The sequence below is a fragment of the Pacificoceanicola algae genome, from assembly GCF_049341065.1.
Classification (GTDB): domain Bacteria; phylum Pseudomonadota; class Alphaproteobacteria; order Rhodobacterales; family Rhodobacteraceae; genus Pacificoceanicola.
This window is the reverse complement of the sequence record NZ_JBMPIX010000005.1, coordinates 204,822-223,092: the sequence shown is the minus strand read 5'-3', so window position 1 is coordinate 223,092 and position 18,271 is coordinate 204,822. Positions and strand designations below refer to the sequence as shown.

Sequence of the window (18,271 nt, the reverse complement as noted above, 5' to 3'; positions counted from 1 at the left end):
GCGATGAGCAGCCCTTGGATCGCCGCGCTTGCAGCGCTGTTTCTCTGGTGGTTTTCCACTGGGGCGATCCTGATCGTTGTGCGATATGCCGAACGCGCAGGAGCCCGCGCCCGTCTGGGCGCCACTCTGGCCGCCCTGCCCGTTCTGGTGCTTGGCATTTGGGCCTATGACAACTCGCTGACTGCCACCTCCGCTGCCAGCGCCTATTACGCCTTTCTGGCGGCGCTTGCGATCTGGGGTTGGATCGAGCTGTCTTTCCTGACCGGAACCATCACCGGCCCCAATCTCTACCCCTGCCCTGATAAGCTGCCCGAGTGGGAACGTTTCATTCGGGCTTGGGGCACCGTTGCCTATCACGAAATGGTTCTGACCGGCTTTCTCATCGTGCTCTGGATGTTCGGCGAGGGTTCGGAAAACACCTTTGGGCTCTGGACTTATACGATCCTCTATTTCGCGCGCATCTCGGCCAAACTGAACCTCTATTTCGGGGTGCCGCGCATCAATACCGAATTCATCCCCAAGGCGTTGGCGCATCTGGCAAGCCACTTTCGCATTCAACGCCTCAACTGGGTTTTTCCGATCTCGATCACGGCGCTGACCTTTGCCACGGCCTGTTGGCTGGAACGCCTCTACTCCGCCGAAACCCTGCAAGACACGACGGGCTTTGCCCTACTGACCGCAATCACCGCGCTGGCGCTTCTGGAACACTGGTTGATGGTGCTTCCCCTGCCCGACGCAAAGCTCTGGCGCTGGATGTTGCCCGCGCCCAAAGAAACGACCAAGACACGACACCCGGAGGAAAATCATGGAATTTGATACCATGTTCAATGCGCAGCTCAATGCGCTCAAGGACGAAGGCAACTATCGGATCTTCGCCGAACTTGAACGCCGCTGCGGGGATTTTCCCACCGCCAAAAGCTATGATGACGACGCCCCCGACGAGGTTACTGTCTGGTGTTCGAACGACTACCTTGGCATGGGCCAGCACGAAGCGGTGCGCCAGGCCATGAAGGACACGGTTGACCAATGTGGCGCCGGGGCGGGCGGAACGCGGAACATCTCCGGGACGAACCACCATCACGTCAAGCTTGAGGCCGAACTGGCCGATCTGCATGGCAAGGAAGCCGCGCTGCTGTTCACCTCTGGTTATGTGTCGAACTGGGCGGCGCTTTCAACGCTGGGCAGCCGGTTGCCCGATGCCGTGATCCTCTCCGATGCGCTGAACCATGCCTCGATGATCGAAGGCATCCGCCATTCCCGTGCCAAGAAGGTGATCTGGAAACACAACGATCCCGAAGATCTGGATCGCAAACTTGCCGCCCTGCCGGCCAATGCGCCCAAGATCGTCGCCTTTGAATCGGTCTATTCCATGGACGGCGACATCAGCCCCATGGCCGAGATCGTTGAAGTTGCCGAAAAGCACGGCGCGATGACCTATCTGGACGAAGTTCATGCCGTTGGCCTTTACGGTCCGCGCGGCGGTGGCATCAGCGAACGCGAAGGGCTGGCCGACCGCATCACTCTGATCGAAGGCACTCTTGGCAAGGCCTATGGCTGCATGGGTGGCTATATCTCGGGGTCCAGGGCGCTGTGTGACTTCATCCGCTCCTTTGCCAGCGGCTTTATCTTCACCACCGCTCTGCCCCCCGCCGTCGCGGCGGCGGCGCAGGTTTCGATCGCGCATCTCAAGACCTCACAAACCGAACGCGAGATGCAGCGCCGCCAGGTTGCCCGACTGCGTGAACTGCTCGACAAGCGCGGCATCCCGCACCTGGACAACCCCAGCCACATCATCCCGGTGATGATCAAGGATCCGGTGAAATGCCGGATGTTGGCGGATATCCTGATGAACGACTATGGCATCTACGTTCAGCCGATCAACTATCCGACCGTTCCCAAGGGCACCGAGCGCCTACGCTTTACTCCTTCGCCCTTGCACACCGACGCGGATATCAACCGCTTGATCGAAGCCTTGACGGTTCTTTGGCGGCAATGCGCCCTCGCCCATGCGGTTGCCTGACGGGGTGACTTGAATTGTTCTGCCTCAGGTTGACTTGGCCATTTCTTGCAACACGTCGAGGAGCGGAGTTGTCATGATCCATGAAACAGGGAGAAGTCTCATGAAGACAAATGTAATTGCGATGATCGCTTTGTTCAGCGCCAGTACTACGGCTTTCGCGGAAAGCCATGCAAGCGGAGATCCCGCCGAGGGCGAAAAGGTGTTTCGCCAGTGCAAGTCCTGCCACTCGATTCAGGACGCTGACGGCAATGACATCCAAAAAGGCGGCAAGGTTGGCCCGAACCTTTATGGCGTTGCCGGTCGCACAGCCGGCAGCGTCGATGGCTTTGGGTATTCCAAGTTCATGGTCGCTGCCGGTGAGGCAGGGCTGACTTGGGACGAAGAACATTTCGTGCCCTATGTGCAGGACGCAACCGGGTTCCTGCGCGACTATCTGGACGACAAATCAGCTCGCGGAAAGATGACCTATCGCGTGCGCAAGGAAGACGACGCGATCAACGTCTGGGCCTATCTGGTATCAGTCGGCGAGCAATAAGAGAACATTACTTCTTAAGCAAAAAGGCCCGCGTCCAAAGTGCCGGACGCGGGCCTTTTTCTGTTTGGGTCCACTTGAACCAATGCCCTGAAGGGCTTCAGCGTGCCACGCTCAGAGACACGACTTTGCCGCTGGCGCCCATTGCCGTTTGGGCGGTTTGAGCGATGTCCAAGGCGGTCATGGCCGCATCCTGATACATCTCGGACGGGGTGCCGTGGTTAATGAAGCGGTCAGGCAGGCAGACATTGCGGATTGCCAGCCCCCTGTCGAAGGCCCCCATCCGCGCCAGAGAATGCATGACAATCGAGCCAAAGCCGCCCTCGACCCCTTGCTCGACGGTCAGCAGAACGCGATGCCCTTTGGCCAGTTGCAAGACCAGATCACTGTCCAGCGGCTTGGCAAAGCGTGCATCTGCCAGTGTGACAGAGAGTCCCGCCTCGCGCAGCATCTCAGCCGCCGCGCGGCATTCCTGAAGGTGCGCGCCGTAAGACAGAATTGCCACATCCTCCCCCTCGTCCAGTATCCGGCCTTTGCCGATCTCCAGCAGACGTCCGCGTTCGGGCAATTGCGCCCCGGTGCCTGCGCCGCGTGGATAGCGAAAGGCGATCGGCCCGTCGTCATGGGCGGCGGCCGTTGCAACCATGTGAGTCAGCTCGGCCTCGTCCGATGCGGCCATGACCGTAAACCCAGGCAGATTGCTCAGATAGGCAATGTCATAGGCGCCGGCATGGGTCGGGCCATCGGCGCCGACCAGCCCTGCACGATCGATGGCAAAGCGCACAGGCAGGCGTTGCAGCGCAACGTCATGTACCACCTGATCGTAACCCCTTTGCAGGAAGGTCGAGTATATCGCGCAGAACGGCCGCAGCCCGCTGGCTGCCATCCCGGCGGCAAAGGTGACCGCATGTTGTTCGGCAATCCCGACATCAAAGACGCGTCCCGGAAACCGCTCGGCCATCAGGTTGACCCCGGTGCCGGACGGCATTGCAGCCGTCACCGCCACGACGCGTTCGTCGCGGGCAGCCTCGGCCAACAGAGCCTTGCCGAAAACGCTGGTATAGCTGGGCGCGCCAGGGCTGGATTTTGCCTGTGCACCGGTGGCAGGGTCGAACTTCGACACGCCATGCCCGCGGTCCGCGCTGGCCTCAGCAGGTGCATAGCCTTTGCCTTTGACGGTGCAGCAATGGATCAGTACCGGCCCCGTGGCACGCGACCGAGCGGCGCGAAGGACCGGAAGCAACTGATCCATATCGTGGCCATCAATCGGCCCGATATAATCAAAGCCCAGCTCTTCGAACAGCGTGCCACTACCGGTCAGACCAGTCACCAACTGCCGCGCGCGCTTGGCGCTTTGCCGCATGGGTTCGGGCATCGCGGCCTCGAACCCTTCGGCAAGCACTTTCATCCGCGCCATCGGCTCGGCGGTATACATCCGGCTGAGGTACGATGACATGGCCCCCACCGGCGGGGCGATGCTCATCTCATTGTCATTCAGGATCACGAACAGTCGGCGTCCCTCGGCCCCGGCGTTATTCAGCGCTTCATAGGCCATGCCGGCGCTGATCGACCCATCGCCGATAACTGCGATGGCATCCCCCGTGGGCCGCCCCATATCGCGCGCCACCGAAAACCCCAGCGCCGCGCTGATCGAGGTCGAGCTGTGCGCCGCACCAAAAGGGTCGTGGTCGCTTTCGCTGCGTTTGGTAAATCCTGACAGCCCGTCTTTCTGGCGCAGGCTTTGCATGCGGTCGCGGCGCCCTGTCAGGATCTTGTGGGGATAGCACTGATGGCCCACGTCCCAGACGAGTTTGTCCATCGGAGTATTGAAAACCGCGTGGATTGCCACGGCCAGCTCGACCACGCCAAGTGAAGAGCCCAGATGCCCGCCGGTTTTTGAAACCGCCGAGATCACTTCGGCGCGGACCTCGTCGGCGAGCTTGGCAAGTTTCTCGTCCGGCATCTGGCGCAGGTCCGATGGCCCTGCAATCCGGTCAAGCAACGGGGTCTGTGAGGTATCCAGTGTCATCGCGCTCTCCTCCCGCGGGGTGGATATGGCGTCGCCCGCGCATAGCGGGGCGCGAACGGCGCGATTTGGTGCCGGCGGCGCATCCGGTGCGCCGCCGGCAGAGGCCTTATTGACCGTAGTCCGGCGCGCCTGACGTCGTGGCCAGTTCCGGCCAGTCGTTGATGACGTTGGTGCCTTGCAGCGGCTGCTGATACCCTTTGTGGCATGTCTTGCAGGCGGCTTTGGGTGCATCGCCCATCACCGGGCCAAGCCGGTTTTCGGGAAAGGTATCCTTGAGCGGAACGAGATAGTCGTTGTTCATCTCAAGCACCATCTGGATGCCAAGGGCTTCGGTGCCCCACTGCGGGGTGACTTGGCTGCCGTCATAGAAGGCGCGCGTGTTGTGGCAGAAGGTACAGTTCACCCCCAGCGAATTGGCCACGTAGTTCATCAGCGAAAAGGTCCGCTCGGCGTTTTGAATGCCGGGGTAATCGTCTTTGCCCGGAATGCCCGGAACGCGGCTTTCAAGATCGTGGACCGCGATAATCTCGCCATTCAGAAGATAGGCTTCAAGTGCATCTGTCGGCAGCGAGGTATATTGGGTCAACGGCGTCACCCGGTTCTGCTGGGCCGCCCAGCCCGAGGCGGATTTGTTGACCTCGCCCATCTGGAACCAGATGTCGCTTGGCACGTTCTGACCGCGGTGACAGGTGAAGCAGGTCACGCCCACCGTCTTGTTGGCGTTGACGTGGCCATCCCAGTTCGCGTTGATGTTCTGGGTCATCTGGATCATCCGGCGGGCGACGACCTTGGTATAAAGGGTGTCCTCGCCATAAGTCTCAAGATCGCCGTCACCGTGGCAATAGGCGCATCCGGCCTCGGGCGCGACCCACCGGGTCATCGCCGCCATCAGTCGGTTGAAGTTGGCATCGGTCAGTTCACCCAGAACTTGCACATTCTGGTAGAGATCCTTGGCAAGCTCTTCACCCGCTTCGGGGACATAGGGGCCGTCCTCGATCATCAGGGCAATGGTCGGATCGGGCGTTGCCAGATCCGATTTGAACTCGGGCACCGACATGCCGGTGCCGCGCGGTCCTGATTGCAGGCTGTCCGTGGCAAAGGGCTGACCCAAGACCACCAGAGCCACCACCGCGATCACCGCAGATCCAACCACCCCTACCACAATGGCGGGCAATTCGACATTCACCGGGTTATCGCGATTCCATTTGTCAAACCACTTGGGAAACATGGGTCTCACTCCTTTCCGATGAAGGCTTCGTAAGACCCGAAGGCCTCATAGCCGTAGCTGCCGTCATACATCGGCGCGAAGTTGTGCTCCTGTGCCCAGATGAACCAGTTGTCGACGACCGTACCGGTCAGCAGGATGCCAATGCCGCCAGTGATCGGGCAGAGCACTGCGAACCACCAGGCCCAGCGGTGAATGCCTTCCATCGTGGCGTTGAAGCCCATGGTCCAGCGCCAGAACAACGCTGCCCGTTCCGAGGCGGTGCCCCGGTCGACGATTTGCTCCAGCTCGCGGTCGCCACCAAAGCGGCTGACCGCCAGAATGGTTGCGCCGTGCATGGCAAACAGCAGGACCGAGCCATAGAGGAAGACGATCGAGAGGCAGTGGAACGGGTTGTAGTAGAGGTTCCCGTAGCGGATCGAAAAGGCGGTGGTCCAGTCAAGGTGCGGGAAGATCCCGTAGGGCACCGCCTCGCTCCATGATCCCATCAGGATCGGACGGAACAGACCCAGCACGAGGAACAACCAGATGGCACTGGCAAAGGCCCAGGCCACGTGTTTGCCCATCTTGTGCTGCTCGGCCAGCAGATAGCTGCGCAGCCACCATGTGCAGACACTGACCAGCAACATGAAGCTGGCGATGATGTACCAACCCCCGTCGTCCAGCGGCGGGATCTGCAATCCGTAGCCGGGGCTGGGCGGTTCAAGCGCCAGCCAGAACCCCTGCCGCAGGAATTCGGGGATCGAGTAATTGACCTGGGCTAGCATATTCAGGCCGACGATGTTCAGAAACAGGATGCCGGTGGCCAGACTGACCATGCCGGTCCAGCCCAGAAACACCGGGCCGATCTGCGCATTGCCGATCAGACCCATCAGGCGGCTGAAGAACGGTTTGATCATCCGCTCTTCGGCCATGTTGTTTTCGTTGTCCATGCCCCATTCGGCTGGACCTTCGACCTGCACTTGCGTGAAAATATTCTGATATTCAATCATCGTTACATCCCCACCTGAGACGGCCAGATCGGCAATTCAAGCCACCAGTTCCACCACTCGGGCCAGCCCTTGGTCCAGACCGGGCCGCTGATGATGATGCAGACAGCACTAAAGAAAACCGCGTTGATCGCCAGCAGGAACCCGACACGGTGGATGCCCAGCGTGCCGATGGAATAGCCGATGAAATCGCGAAAGAAGGTGTCTTCATGGTCGGGCGTCTTCATCTCTTCGCCCTTCTCGGGGTTTGCCGCCGAGAGGATCAGACCGCCGTGCAGCGCCAACGCCAGCGTTGTCGTGAAGAACAACGTCACAGCCAGCATATGCGCTGGATTGTAGTGGAAATGCAGATAGGCGTAGCCGGTGTTGCTTACCCAATCGAGGTGGCTGAAGATGCCGTAGGGAAAACCATGTCCCCAGGCCCCCATCAGCACCGGCCGGAAGACCGTCAGTGTGACATAAGCCAGGATCGCGAAGCTGAAGGCGAAAGGCACATGATAGCCCATCCCCAGCTTGCGGCAGATCTCGACCTCTCTCAGCGCCCAGCTGCAAAAGGCGCCAATCGCGCAGATCGTGATGATCTGCCAAAGGCCGCCTTCCATCAGTGGGGCCGGCCCCAGACCGTAAGACAGGTCAGGTGGGGCGATATTGATAAGCCATGGGTTGAAGGTGCCCTGATGGGCCGCCCCCCAAAAAATCAGAATGGTTCCGAGCAAGGCGAAAAAGGCTGTCGTGACCCCGAAAAAGCCCACATAGAATGGGCCGACCCAGAAATCGAACAGTTCGCCGCCGATCAGCGTCCCTCCGCGGACGCGATACTTTCTTTCAAAGCTAAGCAACGCCATCGTTGTTCTCCGCGTTTGGCGGCTCGTCCCGTTCAGACTTCAAGCCGTCGTCGTCGTGGTTGGTGAAACGGTTTGCCACGGGCAGGCCTGCCTGCCCGCAGCGATGTTTAACCGGGCTTGCGCCCCCTTGGTCACTCAGAAGCCGCTGCGCGCGACGCGGCGGCATTTTCGAACCAGTTGACGCCATTCGACAGAACCACCAGGTGGATCATGACGGCCAACAGGAACAGGAAAACGCCTTGCGCGACAAACACGCGGCGCGGATCGAAAATGAGCCAAATCTTGTAAAACTTAGACACGTCCATTTTCCTTCCTTAAAACCAAGGAGCCCAGATATAGGTCGCCAAGTGGGCGACCACTGCCACGATCACAAAGAGGTAAAGACCACTCATGTAGACCGAATGCAGTTCCTGGGCTTGCTCGTCGGTGAGACCTGTGAAGGACAGGTCGGTATTATCAGCCATTAACTTTCCTCCGGAACGCTACGCTGACGCCGCGAACCCCGCGGCCGGGTCCTGTGGGGCCTTCACGGTCCCTCAGGTCTCTGTCCGCCCAGCGTTGGGCAGGCAGCTCGTGTCTCGGATCCTGTGCCGTGCGGGTTCAGGCCGAGAATATCAAAGGGGTGATCCGGTCCGCCTCTTTGCGGGCCCGCGTCAGGGGACCGGGCAGCGGTCCGGATCTGCCAAGGATCGCATCGCGCAGCCAGCTGAGGCAGGCGAAGGGCAAGGCGGTCAGGAAAATGAAAATGAAGTAGACCGTGTATTCCGTGTCCCGGCTGCGCCGCGCGGCATGGCGGCTGGGCGTGTGGGATGTGACATCAGTCATGATCAATCCTCCTCTCGAGAAAAGCTTGTATTGGGCGACAGCCCTTGAACGGTTTCCAGAACGACGCGCTCGGCTCCGGCGCGCAGGGCGGCCTCTTCGGCGGCGTCACGCAGGGATTTTGCGGCGGAAATGCGGGTCAGGATCGGGTGGCTGGCGACCAAGCGGTCGAGCGCAGCTTGCGCGTCCGCATCCCAGGGCACGTTGCGGCGCAAGGGCGTGGGTGTCGCATCAACGGCGTCCATGTCGCTGGCCAAGGGCAGAATGTGGAACAGCGCATCGAAGAGGCCGTTGCACACTTCTTGCAGCAGGTAGGTCGCCCCAGCGTACCCCATCATCGGCGTTCCGGTTGCGCGCCGGATAGCGGCGCCCGGAAAGCTGGCCGGGATGAACGCCGGGCTGGGGCCATGCCCGCCCTTGAGTTCCGCCAGGTACATCTTTTCATTGATCGAGCCGAGCACCACCAGCGGGCGGTCCTGCGCAATCCGGGTGCGCACCTCGACGTTATTCGTCTTTTTGCCGGCGCAGCGCGCAACCGCAAAGGCGCAGGGCAGGCCCAAATCCCCCTCAAGGTAATTGCGGATGCCGCGGGCGTAGGTCTCGTTCGCGACGATGGCAAAGCTGGCCGTAGCAAAGAAATCCTGCGTGACCGAGCGCCACAGATCCCAGACCGGTTTGATCGTCGAATGCTTTTCCTGCGCGATGAAGGGTTCGGGATCGAGATCCAGCATTTCGCCCAGCTTGCGCAGGAACAAGGTCGTGCTTTCCACCCCGATGGGCGCCTGCAAGTAAGGCTTGCCAAGCACCTCGGCCAGACCCCGGCCAAATTCGCGGTACATCACGATGTTCACATCTGCATTTACCAGATCGCGCATTTCGGCCAGGTGCGCGCCCAGAGGCAGCACCATGTTGACCTCTGCGCCCATGCCTTCGACCAGACGCCGGATCTCGGCCAGATCGGAAGGCATGTTGAAGGTGCCATACATCGGGCCAAGGATATTGACGCGCGGCCTGGCGCCCTCTTCGCGGGCCTTTTCCTTTGGCATCCGGCCCTTGGTCATGCCGAACTCGGTAAAGAGCCAGGTCATGGCGCGGTCGGCCGCTTCCCATTGGTCTTCGTCGATCGTGCGCGGTAGGAAGCGCTGAATGTTCGTGCCCATGGGCGTGACGCCGCCGCCGATCATCTCGGCGATCGAACCGGTCACCACGACCGCAGGCAGCGCCGGGTCCAGCGTGCCCCAGGCGCGCTTCATCGCGCCCTCGGTGCCTTCGCGGCCCAGTTCCTCTTCGCCAAGGCCGGTCACCACGATGGGCAACTCATGCGGCGGCAGGGCATCGGTGTAATGCAGGACCGAGGTCACCGGCAGGTTCTCGCAACCCACCGGGCCGTCGATCACCACTTGCAGGCCTTTTACGGCACAAAACGCATAAACGGCGCCCCAGTAGCCGCCCGCGCGGTCGTGGTCCTGGATCAGCATGACGCAAGCCCCCCGCGCAAAGGGGGGTTGGCTGTACGGCACATCAGGCAAGAGAAACGCGCAGTCATATCATTTGCTCCGCCTTGGCGGCGCGCGCCTTTTTCTCGATCTTCTTTTGGTTCATCGCCCGGAAGTCAGGGCGCAGGTTCGGTGCCCCTTCCCAGATCCCGGCGGTGTCGCCCGCGCCGACGCCCTCGAAGAAGTCGCGCATCTTGTCCATGCGGATTTTGTTGGCCATTGCCGCATTCACGACCTCGGCCAGCGATCCCGCGCCCGCCGGACCCATCAGGGGCCGCGCCGAAATCAGGTTGGTGAAGTACAGCGCCGGGATGCCCAGAGCCTTTGCCTTCTGCACGACCGGCGTGGTGCCAATGGCAAGGTCAGGCTTGACCCCTTCCATGGCGGCACAATCATCTTCGAGCGAAGCACGGAATTTCACTTTGACGCCGCGCGCCCTCAGCCACTCAGCATCCTCCGCCGACCATGGCGATTTGGCGCAGGCGGTGCCGACATAAGGGATCGTCGCGCCGCTTTCGATCAGCAGCCGGGCGACGAGCAATTCGCTGCCCTCATAGCCGGACAGGGTGATCACCCCCTTGACCGGCGCCGCCGCAAGCGCGCCCTTGATTGCGGGCAAGAACGCGTTTTGCGAGGCCGCGACGCGCTCGGCGGACAACCCGAAGGCATCGCCAATCGCCGCAAGCCAAGCCGCTGTGCCGTCATGACCAACCGGCGCGCTGCCGACGATCTTGCGCCCGGCGGCCTCAAATTCCCGCACTGCGGCTGTATAAAACGGATGAATCGCTGCCACCGCGCCGCAATCCAGCGCGGCGTAAAGTTCGCGCCATTCGCGGCATGGCACCACCGGCCCGGCGGCAAGCCCCATCGGGGCCAGCATCGCGCCGATCATCACCGGATCCGCCGGGAACATCTCGCCCAGCAAGGTCACTGTGGGAAGGTCGGAAACCCCGCCAACGGGCGCCGGAACCGGGCCTGCCTTGACCTCCTTGCGGGCATAGTTGAGCATTGCCCCGGCAAGAACGTCCTTGGCCTCGGCATGGGTGGGGATGCCAAATCCCGGCACGTCGATTCCAACGATCCGTACGCCGTTGATCTCATCAGGTAGCAACCGAAGCGGCACGCCAGAGGCGGTCGGCACGCAAAGATTGGTCACCACCACTGCGTCATACAAATCAGGATCGGCCAGTTCGTGGACCGCATCGCGAATGTCTTCGAACAGCTTGCCGGTCACCAGCGATTCCGAATTGAACGGCACATAGCCTACGGACCGCCGCGCCCCGTAAAAATGGCTGACAAAGGTCAGACCATAGACACAGCAGGCGGACCCACTCAGGACCGTGGCCACGCGCTTCATCCGCAGGCCAACGCGCAGACTGCCAAAGGCGGGGCACATGCTTTGCGGTTTGTCGTGCGGCCCTGTCGGGTAGTCGCGGGCATATTGGTCAAGAATGTCGCTTGATCCGGCGGCGCGGGCGGCCTTTTCCAACTCACTGCCGGAATGGCAACCAAGCCCCGGAGTTCCGGGTACTTCGGCGCTTGCCTCGCGGGATTGGCCAAGCGTCACATCGGCCTGGGCGGCCCTGTCATAGGTGACTTCGTCGGTCATTTCGCCTCCGACTGGTTTTCCCGCTCGGGCAAGTTGCGCTGAATGTCCGACAAAAGACGGTTAATCTGTTCGCGGCGGGCACGGCGCAGCCTGTGCTGCACCTCGACCAAAGTCCGTTTGCTTGACCCTTGGGCCTTGGAATCAGGCGTCGTCATAGACCACCTCCAGGGATTCCTGCGGCTTGGCGTATTTACCGCGCATGTCCGCATCGGTGGCAGGTTCCAACACAACGTCGCCGCCGGTGTCCTTGCTGTCGAATAGCGCCAGCAAACCGTCCTGATCCAACGGCGAGGGCCGCACGGGCGGCGCCAGAGACACCGCCTCGGCCAGTTCGGCGAAAAGGCTACCCCATTGGCTTTGGGCCGTGCCCACAATCTGATAGTTCGCGGATTTCTTGCGCAGGTCGTCGTCCTGCGGGATCGCGGCCAACACGGGGATCTCTACGGACTTGGCAAAGGCCTGCGCCTCGCCGGAATGATCGTCCTTGTTGATCACAAGGCCCGCAACCCCGACATTGCCGCCCAGATTGCGGAAGTATTCGACCGCCGAACAGACGTTGTTGGCAACATACAGCGATTGCAGATCGTTGGAGGCGACAAGGATCACCTTCTGCGCCATGTCCCGGGCGATCGGCAGACCAAAGCCACCGCAGACCACGTCGCCCAGAAAGTCGAGCAGGACATAGTCGAAGTCCCAATCGTGAAAGCCGAGTTTCTCCAGCAGCTCGAAGCCGTGGATGATCCCCCGGCCGCCGCAGCCGCGACCGACCTCGGGCCCGCCAAGCTCCATCGCAAAGACGCCGCCGCGCTTGAAACAGACATCGCCAATGGCGACCTGCTCTCCGGCGAGGTTTTTCTTGGTCGAGGTTTCGATGATCGTCGGGCAGGCTTTGCCGCCAAACAGCAGGCTTGTGGTGTCCGATTTCGGATCGCATCCGATGAGCAGCACACGCTTGCCCTGTTCGGCCATCATGTGGCTGAGATTGGCCAGCGTAAAGGATTTGCCGATGCCGCCTTTGCCGTAGATCGCGATGATCTGCGTCTTGCTCTTCGGCTCATCGGTGACCAGATCGGCCAAATCCTCGTGCGCCTCGTCACGCAGCCTTTGGTCGAAGTCCTTCAGATTGGGTACGTCGTCCTTCACGCTGCGTCCTTCCAGTTGAGTATCATTTTCAGGCAATCGGCGTCGTCAAAGGCGGTGCGGTAAGCCGCAGGCGCTTGGCCCGCCGGGGCCTGGTGGGTGATGAGACCGCTCAAGGAAAGCGCGCCGGTTTCGACCAGCGCTCGCACGGCGCTCAGGTCGTCTCGGGCCCATTCGGCGGCAATACGCAGCCGCGCCTCTTTCATGAAAGCGGGCGGAAAGGCAAAGCTGAGCCCTTCGGGGTAAAATCCTGCCAGAACCACTTCGCCGCCCTTGGCGATCCGACCGATCAGATCATTCAGGATCGAAGCGTTTCCGGAAGCGTCATAGATCGCGCGGTAATCGCGGCGCGGGTCATCCTCGGGAGCAATGACATCATAGCCGATGGCGCCGCTGCGGCGGCTGTCCTGCGTTTCCCAGACGGTCGGGGCCGGAGCGCCCGCCGCAATCGTAAGACGCGCCAGCAAGCGACCCAGAGTTCCGTGGCCGACGATCAGATCGGGCACGCGCTTGTCCAGTCCGGCCATTGCATGGCGGGCAGTTGCGGCAAGGGCCAGCAAAGCGCCTTCGGCGCCGAGGCCCGTGTCAATCTTGGTCACGCGGGAGGCATCCGTCACAAGGTGCGATGCTGCCCCACCAAACAGACCAAAGGCCCCATCAAAGCAATCGGCCCCGGGAACAAAAACGCGATCGCCGGGCTGGAACCCGGTGCCCGGCGCGGCCTCGACCACTTCGCCTGTGGATTCGTAGCCTGGCACCAGCGGATAGCCCATGCCCGGAAACGGCGGCATTGCGCCGGACCAGAACAGCTTTTCGGTGCCGGTGGAAATTCCGGAATGAGAGATTTCGACGATCAGGTCTTCTTTGCCGGGCGATTTGAGCGGCAAGGTTTCCAAATGAAGATCCTCAGGACCATTCAGGAGGACAGCGAGAGTATTCATGAACGCCTCCCAGTTTGCGAGTCGGCTGGCGGGTATCGCCAAGTCTTATCGCTACGTTAATGTAAGCCTACACGTACATATATATCTGTCAATAGAAGTTTACACTTGGAAATCCGCGTCAGGCCCGCTTGGCCGTGATTACGCGCGTGATGTAGGGCCGGGCGGCCCGGGGGCTGTGCAGATCGGTAAAGCCAGCCTCGCGGCACAGCTCCACGATTCGCTCGACCGAGCGTGCGCGCCCGGTCCCCATAGCCATCGTGTAGAAGGCGAAATAGACGTCCGTAGTGCGATCAGGCCGCCCGCCGCCAGACATCGGCTCAGAGATGACCAGCCGCCCGCCCTGTGGCAGAGCCGCGTGGACCTTGCGCAGAAGATCGCGCACCGTGTCGTCATCGTGGTCATAAAGCACCCGCACAAGGGCGATGGCATCAGCGCCGCCGGGCAAATCCCTTTCGCGAAAGCTTCCTGCCTCGTACGCGGCGCGATCCGCCAGCCCGGCTTTGACAAATGTCGCCTCGGCCAGCGTCTGAACACCTGGCAGATCGAAAACCACTCCGTCCAGCTTGCGATGCTTGCGCAAAGCTGCACTGAGAAACACGCCGGAGCCGCCGCCCACATCCATCAGGCGCCGTACGCCGGAAAACGTCACGGCCCGCAGCGTATCCTCGGCCACAAGAATCTGGGAGCGCGCCATCAGATCCGAGTACCTCTCGGACACTTCGTCAGGAATCTCGCCGCTCTGGCCAAAGACATAGGGCCAAAATCGGGCAACGTTCGTCTCTCCAGTGCCGCGCAAAAGGGTGATCGGGTCGGCCATGTCCTGATAAAAGGCACGGTTGTGGCGGATCATATCCTCCAGCCCCGGCACCCCCAAAATCGCGGCGCCTTTGCGCGCCACGGCGAACCGCCCGTCGCGCCGCAGACGCAGCAAATCCAACGCGGCGCCGGCCTGCAAGAGCGCCTGCATCCGCACCGCGTCGATTCCAAGCTCCGGCGCCAGATCCTCGGCGGTGAGGGGTGTTTCCAGCAAACGTCGCAGCAAACCAAGCTCGATCAAAGCCGACAAGACCTGAGCTGCAACAAACCCCTGAAGGATGTCAAAGATCGCTGCGCCGTCGCGGCGCGCTATCCCACGTCCCAAAGGCAGGCGGCTCGCCCATTTCTGGACGCCGGGCCGCGAAATCAGGCGCGGCAGCCAGGGGCCCTTGCTGCGCCGCAATAGTGGATCGCTGGCCACCGCCACGGGCTTAGACCCGGTACTTTGCAGGCACGGCAGGCATGATCTTTTCGGCCTGATGGCTGACCATTCGCGCCAAGGCGGCCTCTCCGGGGCAAGAAGGGATCGAGGCAATCGCCCCGGCCAGAATATGCGACAACCGGTCCAGCGCGCCTTTGATGCCCAGTTGGATCACCGCGTTAGGCCGCCCGTGCAGGTCGTCCTGCCCAACGGGCTTGCCGAGTGTCTTTTCATCCAGCAGCGCATCACGCAGATCATCGGCGACTTGAAAGGCTTCTCCGATCAGCGCACCCAGATCATGCCATTCCTCCGGCGCATGACCAGCCGAGATGGCGCCCATCTCGGTCGCGGCAATGAAAAGCGCAGCGGTCTTGGAACGGTGATAGGCGCCCAGATCAATCTTTGGCTCACTCTCCCAGCCTTGCCCGGCGCAGATCCCGCCGGGCATACCGGTGCGTTTGGCCAGAGACAGCAGCAATTGCGCGGCGCGGTCAGGATTGTCAGGCACCGCCCGTGCCAGCACTTCAAAGGCAAGAATGATGAGACTGTCACCCGTCAGGACTGCCAAAGGCTCGGAAAAGGCGCGGTGCACCGAAGGTTTGCCGCGGCGCATGTCCGCGTCGTCGAAACAGGGCAGATCGTCATGCACAAGGCTCGCGCAATGGATCAACTCAAGCGCCGAGGCTGCTGCATTCGCCAATTTCGGCTGGTCATCCCCGCAGGACATGGCCACAGACAGTAGGATCGTTGGCCGGATTCGTGCGCCCCCCGGCGAAGTCGCGTAATGCAACGCCGCACCCAATTGCTGTGGCGCCTGGCCGTCTTGTGTCAGGTCAAGCGCACGCGCCATGGCCGTTTCGATCCGTTGCGACAATGGCATCGCGGTCTCCCTCGCAGCTTGATGTAATTTTGAAATTACATCTAATGTGTAAATTAGAATGGACACTTTGAGCGCTCGAGTCAATAATTGCGACATGACAACCGCACCCAAAGGCCCGGGCTCCGGGCAAAGCGCCGTAGTTATCGGCGCCGGGATTGGGGGGCTCGCCGCCGCCGCAAGACTTGCGCATGCAGGATTCGCAGTGACCTTGCTGGAACGGCATGGCACGCCGGGCGGCAAAATGCGCAGCATTCCATCTTCTGCCGGTCCTGTGGACGCGGGTCCGACGGTGCTGACCCTGCGCCCGGTTATCGAAGCGCTGTTTGCGGCACTGGGTGAACGACTGGAGGATCACCTGACCTTGCTGCGCCAGCCAATGATCGCGCGGCATTTCTGGCCAGACGGCAGCAAGCTGGATCTTTACGACAGCCCCGCCGCCAATATGCATACCATACGGGCTTTCGCTGGCGCTAAGGCCGCACAGCAATTCAGGGTGTTTTCGGACCGCGCCAAGGCGTTATTTGCAGCCTTCAATGCGCCGATGTTGCAGTCCGCTGCCCCATCGCGCTTGAAACTCGCCATACAGTGTCTGCGCAATCCGCAGATCCTGAAACAGATGGCGCCTTTTGCATCGCTTGCCGACCTGCTGGATCGCAGCTTTGACGATCCGCGCCTTGCGCAACTGTTTGGCCGCTATGCGACCTATGTCGGCGGCTCACCCTATCAGGTGCCTGCCCTTCTGGCGCTGATATGGCAGGCAGAGGCGGCGGGTGTTTGGAAAATCCGGGGCGGCATGTATCGACTGGCCCTGGTGCTTGAGGCCTTGTCCAAGGCGCGCGGGGCGCAGATCCTGTACGACAGTCACGTTGCCCGGATCGACAGCGTTTTGGGGCGGGCGACTGGAGTGACCTTGGCCGATGGAACAACCCTCCGCGCCGATGTGGTGGTGTTCAACGGCGATCCGCGCGCGCTGTCCACGGGGGCGCTTGGCAACGCATGCAATATGTTGGCCCCTCAAACCAAAACCCGGCAGCGCAGCCTGTCAGCGCAAGTCTGGTCCTTTGCCGCGCAGCCTTCGGGCCCTGAGCTGGCCCATCACAACGTGTTTTTTCGCAACGCGCCCAAACCTGAATTCGACGCCTTGGCCCAAGGCAAATTGGCCCCCGACCCCACGCTTTACATTTGCGCCATGGATCGCGGTGGCCCGGCCCCGCCGCCGCGCGTCGAGCGCTTTGAAATCATCGCCAACGCCCCACCGTTGCCCGCCCATGACCCGGAGTTTTCGCAATGTCACGAACGTACCTTCCAGACGCTGGCGCGGTTCGGCCTGACCTTCTCTCCCAGCCCGGAACCAAAGGCGCTGACAACGCCAACCGGGTTCGAAGCACTGTTTCCGGCGTCGCAAGGATCCCTTTACGGGCAGAGCCCGCACGGTCTTATGGCGGGTTTTCAACGCCCCAAGGCACAGACCGCGATAAAGGGGCTGTATCTGGCGGGGGGCGGGGCGCATCCGGGCGCGGGTGTGCCGATGGCGATCCTCTCCGCACGGCACGCGGTCGAGATGATCTTGAAGCACCAAACTTCAACCTCCACGTCCCGCCCAACGGTTACGCCTGGTGGTACGTCGACGGGCTCAGCGCCTGCGGAACACGCGCCGTCAGCGTCATCGCCTTCATAGGATCCGTCTTCTCGCCCTGGTACGCCTGGTCCGGGCGCAAACGCCCGGAAAACCACGTCTGTATCAACGTCGCCACCTATGGGCCGGGTGGCCGTTTCACCATGACGGATCGCGGCGACAGCGCCTTGAGACAATCGCCACACAGCCTGACCGTTGGCCCTTCGGCGCTGCATTGGCGCAACGGCCAGTTGATCATAGACATCGATGAAATCAGCAGCCCGCCGCTTGTCTCGCGCGTGCGCGGGCGCATGACGTTGACGCCGTCCGCGGTGACCGGGGTCGAACTGCCCCTGACGCCAGAAGGCAGCCATATCTGGCGCCCCTTCGCGCCCACCTGCACCATCGACGTCGATCTGGATGCTAAAGGCTGGCGCTGGATAGGGCACGGCTATTTCGACGCCAACTTTGGCACACGCGCGTTGGAGCAGGACTTTGACTATTGGACATGGGGCCGCTTTCCGACCCAGCAGGGCGGCACCTGTTTTTACGATGCCAAACGTCGGGACGGTTCTACTCTGAGCGCGGCGCTGCGCTTTGACACCGATGGCACCGCGCAAAGCATCGCGATCCCGCCCAAAGCGGCATTGCCGAGATCGCTGTGGCAAGTGCGGCGCGAGACACGCGCCGATTATGGCCATACGCCCCGGCAAGTTCAAAACATGCTCGACGCGCCGTTCTATAGCCGGAGCGCCGTTCAAACCTGCCTGAATGGGGAGACGACCACAGGTGTGCACGAGGCGCTCGATCTGCGACGATTTCGATCGCCTTTGTTGAAGCCAATGCTGGCTGTGCGCGTGCCTCGCAGGGCGCATTGGAGCTTTGACTAGC

At 61.6% G+C, this 18,271-nt stretch carries 19 protein-coding genes; 5 read left to right on the top strand and 14 right to left on the bottom strand.

Annotated elements, in window-relative coordinates; translation table 11 throughout:
* Nucleotides 1-3 precede the first annotated feature (3 nt).
* The 3 genes from puhE to ACOYQJ_RS10100 all read left to right on the top strand — a co-directional run bounded on the left by puhE (nt 4) and on the right by ACOYQJ_RS10100 (nt 2,555).
* Nucleotides 4-816 (top strand): putative photosynthetic complex assembly protein PuhE, encoded by an 813-nt coding sequence (gene puhE / locus ACOYQJ_RS10110; RefSeq protein WP_422905901.1) that lies wholly within the window; start codon nt 4-6, stop codon nt 814-816.
* Nucleotides 806-2,020, top strand: a complete 1,215-nt coding sequence (gene hemA, locus ACOYQJ_RS10105) for a 5-aminolevulinate synthase (RefSeq protein WP_422905900.1) — start codon at nt 806-808, stop codon at nt 2,018-2,020. Before puhE ends, hemA begins: the two co-directional genes overlap by 11 nt.
* A 100-nt stretch (nt 2,021-2,120) precedes the next feature.
* Nucleotides 2,121-2,555, top strand: coding sequence for a c-type cytochrome (locus ACOYQJ_RS10100; RefSeq protein ID WP_422905899.1), 435 nt, complete (start codon nt 2,121-2,123; stop codon nt 2,553-2,555).
* Between the two features lie 97 nt (nt 2,556-2,652).
* Here the strand turns inward: ACOYQJ_RS10100 and dxs are convergent, their stop codons facing one another.
* The 14 genes from dxs to ACOYQJ_RS10030 form a co-directional block, all read right to left on the bottom strand.
* The gene (gene dxs / locus ACOYQJ_RS10095) at nt 2,653-4,581 is read right to left on the bottom strand and encodes a 1-deoxy-D-xylulose-5-phosphate synthase (protein WP_422905898.1); all 1,929 of its coding nucleotides are present in this window, start codon (nt 4,579-4,581) and stop codon (nt 2,653-2,655) included.
* A 106-nt stretch (nt 4,582-4,687) separates the two neighbouring features.
* Complete coding sequence (gene pufC / locus ACOYQJ_RS10090; RefSeq protein ID WP_422905897.1) at nt 4,688-5,809, bottom strand: photosynthetic reaction center cytochrome PufC; 1,122 nt, start codon at nt 5,807-5,809, stop codon at nt 4,688-4,690.
* Between the two features lie 5 nt (nt 5,810-5,814).
* Entirely contained in the window at nt 5,815-6,798 is a 984-nt protein-coding gene (pufM, locus tag ACOYQJ_RS10085) for a photosynthetic reaction center subunit M (protein WP_422905896.1), read from the bottom strand.
* A gap of 2 nt (nt 6,799-6,800) precedes the next feature.
* Complete coding sequence (pufL, locus tag ACOYQJ_RS10080; RefSeq protein WP_422905895.1) at nt 6,801-7,640, bottom strand: photosynthetic reaction center subunit L; 840 nt, start codon at nt 7,638-7,640, stop codon at nt 6,801-6,803.
* Between the two features lie 131 nt (nt 7,641-7,771).
* On the bottom strand, nt 7,772-7,939 hold the full coding sequence (gene pufA, locus ACOYQJ_RS10075; RefSeq protein WP_152493186.1) for a light-harvesting antenna LH1, alpha subunit: 168 nt from the start codon (nt 7,937-7,939) through the stop codon (nt 7,772-7,774).
* Nucleotides 7,940-7,954: 15 nt separating this feature from the next.
* A complete protein-coding gene (gene pufB, locus ACOYQJ_RS10070) occupies nt 7,955-8,104 on the bottom strand; it encodes a light-harvesting antenna LH1, beta subunit (RefSeq protein WP_386735426.1) in 150 nt (49 codons plus the stop codon).
* Nucleotides 8,105-8,240: 136 nt separating this feature from the next.
* Nucleotides 8,241-8,465, bottom strand: coding sequence for a cytochrome PufQ (gene pufQ / locus ACOYQJ_RS10065; protein ID WP_419410232.1), 225 nt, complete (start codon nt 8,463-8,465; stop codon nt 8,241-8,243).
* Nucleotides 8,466-8,467: 2 nt separating this feature from the next.
* Nucleotides 8,468-9,940 (bottom strand): chlorophyllide a reductase subunit Z, encoded by a 1,473-nt coding sequence (gene bchZ / locus ACOYQJ_RS10060; RefSeq protein ID WP_422905894.1) that lies wholly within the window; start codon nt 9,938-9,940, stop codon nt 8,468-8,470.
* A gap of 64 nt (nt 9,941-10,004) precedes the next feature.
* Nucleotides 10,005-11,567 (bottom strand): chlorophyllide a reductase subunit Y, encoded by a 1,563-nt coding sequence (gene bchY / locus ACOYQJ_RS10055; RefSeq protein WP_422905893.1) that lies wholly within the window; start codon nt 11,565-11,567, stop codon nt 10,005-10,007.
* Nucleotides 11,564-11,722: a hypothetical protein gene (locus tag ACOYQJ_RS10050; protein ID WP_422905892.1), complete on the bottom strand. Its 159-nt coding sequence runs from the start codon at nt 11,720-11,722 to the stop codon at nt 11,564-11,566. The genes bchY and ACOYQJ_RS10050 overlap by 4 nt, the downstream gene beginning before the upstream one ends.
* On the bottom strand, nt 11,709-12,710 hold the full coding sequence (locus ACOYQJ_RS10045) for a chlorophyllide a reductase iron protein subunit X (RefSeq protein WP_422905891.1): 1,002 nt from the start codon (nt 12,708-12,710) through the stop codon (nt 11,709-11,711). Before ACOYQJ_RS10045 ends, ACOYQJ_RS10050 begins: the two co-directional genes overlap by 14 nt.
* Nucleotides 12,707-13,648, bottom strand: coding sequence for a chlorophyll synthesis pathway protein BchC (gene bchC, locus ACOYQJ_RS10040; protein WP_422905890.1), 942 nt, complete (start codon nt 13,646-13,648; stop codon nt 12,707-12,709). Before bchC ends, ACOYQJ_RS10045 begins: the two co-directional genes overlap by 4 nt.
* A 118-nt stretch (nt 13,649-13,766) precedes the next feature.
* Nucleotides 13,767-14,891: a methyltransferase gene (locus ACOYQJ_RS10035; RefSeq protein WP_422905889.1), complete on the bottom strand. Its 1,125-nt coding sequence runs from the start codon at nt 14,889-14,891 to the stop codon at nt 13,767-13,769.
* Nucleotides 14,892-14,895: 4 nt separating this feature from the next.
* A complete protein-coding gene (locus ACOYQJ_RS10030) occupies nt 14,896-15,765 on the bottom strand; it encodes a polyprenyl synthetase family protein (protein ID WP_422905888.1) in 870 nt (289 codons plus the stop codon).
* 94 nt (nt 15,766-15,859) lie between these two features.
* Between ACOYQJ_RS10030 and crtD the strand changes: the two genes are divergently transcribed.
* Both crtD and crtC read left to right on the top strand, forming a co-directional pair.
* Entirely contained in the window at nt 15,860-17,443 is a 1,584-nt protein-coding gene (gene crtD / locus ACOYQJ_RS10025; protein WP_422905887.1) for a 1-hydroxycarotenoid 3,4-desaturase CrtD, read from the top strand.
* On the top strand, nt 17,431-18,270 hold the full coding sequence (gene crtC / locus ACOYQJ_RS10020; protein WP_422905984.1) for a carotenoid 1,2-hydratase: 840 nt from the start codon (nt 17,431-17,433) through the stop codon (nt 18,268-18,270). The genes crtD and crtC overlap by 13 nt, the downstream gene beginning before the upstream one ends.
* Nucleotide 18,271: the final 1 nt, after the last annotated feature.

Excerpts from the sequence above, each read along its gene's own strand:
- puhE (WP_422905901.1), top strand. The coding sequence starts at position 4 with ATGAGCAGCCCTTGGATCGCCGCGCTTGCAGCGCTGTTTCTCTGGTGG.
- hemA (WP_422905900.1), top strand. The coding sequence starts at position 806 with ATGGAATTTGATACCATGTTCAATGCGCAGCTCAATGCGCTCAAGGAC.
- ACOYQJ_RS10100 (WP_422905899.1), top strand. The coding sequence starts at position 2,121 with ATGAAGACAAATGTAATTGCGATGATCGCTTTGTTCAGCGCCAGTACT.
- dxs (WP_422905898.1), bottom strand. The coding sequence starts at position 4,581 with ATGACACTGGATACCTCACAGACCCCGTTGCTTGACCGGATTGCAGGG.
- pufC (WP_422905897.1), bottom strand. The coding sequence starts at position 5,809 with ATGTTTCCCAAGTGGTTTGACAAATGGAATCGCGATAACCCGGTGAAT.
- pufM (WP_422905896.1), bottom strand. The coding sequence starts at position 6,798 with ATGATTGAATATCAGAATATTTTCACGCAAGTGCAGGTCGAAGGTCCA.
- pufL (WP_422905895.1), bottom strand. The coding sequence starts at position 7,640 with ATGGCGTTGCTTAGCTTTGAAAGAAAGTATCGCGTCCGCGGAGGGACG.
- pufB (WP_386735426.1), bottom strand. The coding sequence starts at position 8,104 with ATGGCTGATAATACCGACCTGTCCTTCACAGGTCTCACCGACGAGCAA.
- pufQ (WP_419410232.1), bottom strand. The coding sequence starts at position 8,465 with ATGACTGATGTCACATCCCACACGCCCAGCCGCCATGCCGCGCGGCGC.
- bchZ (WP_422905894.1), bottom strand. The coding sequence starts at position 9,940 with ATGCTGATCCAGGACCACGACCGCGCGGGCGGCTACTGGGGCGCCGTT.
- bchY (WP_422905893.1), bottom strand. The coding sequence starts at position 11,567 with ATGACCGACGAAGTCACCTATGACAGGGCCGCCCAGGCCGATGTGACG.
- ACOYQJ_RS10050 (WP_422905892.1), bottom strand. The coding sequence starts at position 11,722 with ATGACGACGCCTGATTCCAAGGCCCAAGGGTCAAGCAAACGGACTTTG.
- bchC (WP_422905890.1), bottom strand. The coding sequence starts at position 13,648 with ATGAATACTCTCGCTGTCCTCCTGAATGGTCCTGAGGATCTTCATTTG.
- ACOYQJ_RS10030 (WP_422905888.1), bottom strand. The coding sequence starts at position 15,765 with ATGCCATTGTCGCAACGGATCGAAACGGCCATGGCGCGTGCGCTTGAC.
- crtD (WP_422905887.1), top strand. The coding sequence starts at position 15,860 with ATGACAACCGCACCCAAAGGCCCGGGCTCCGGGCAAAGCGCCGTAGTT.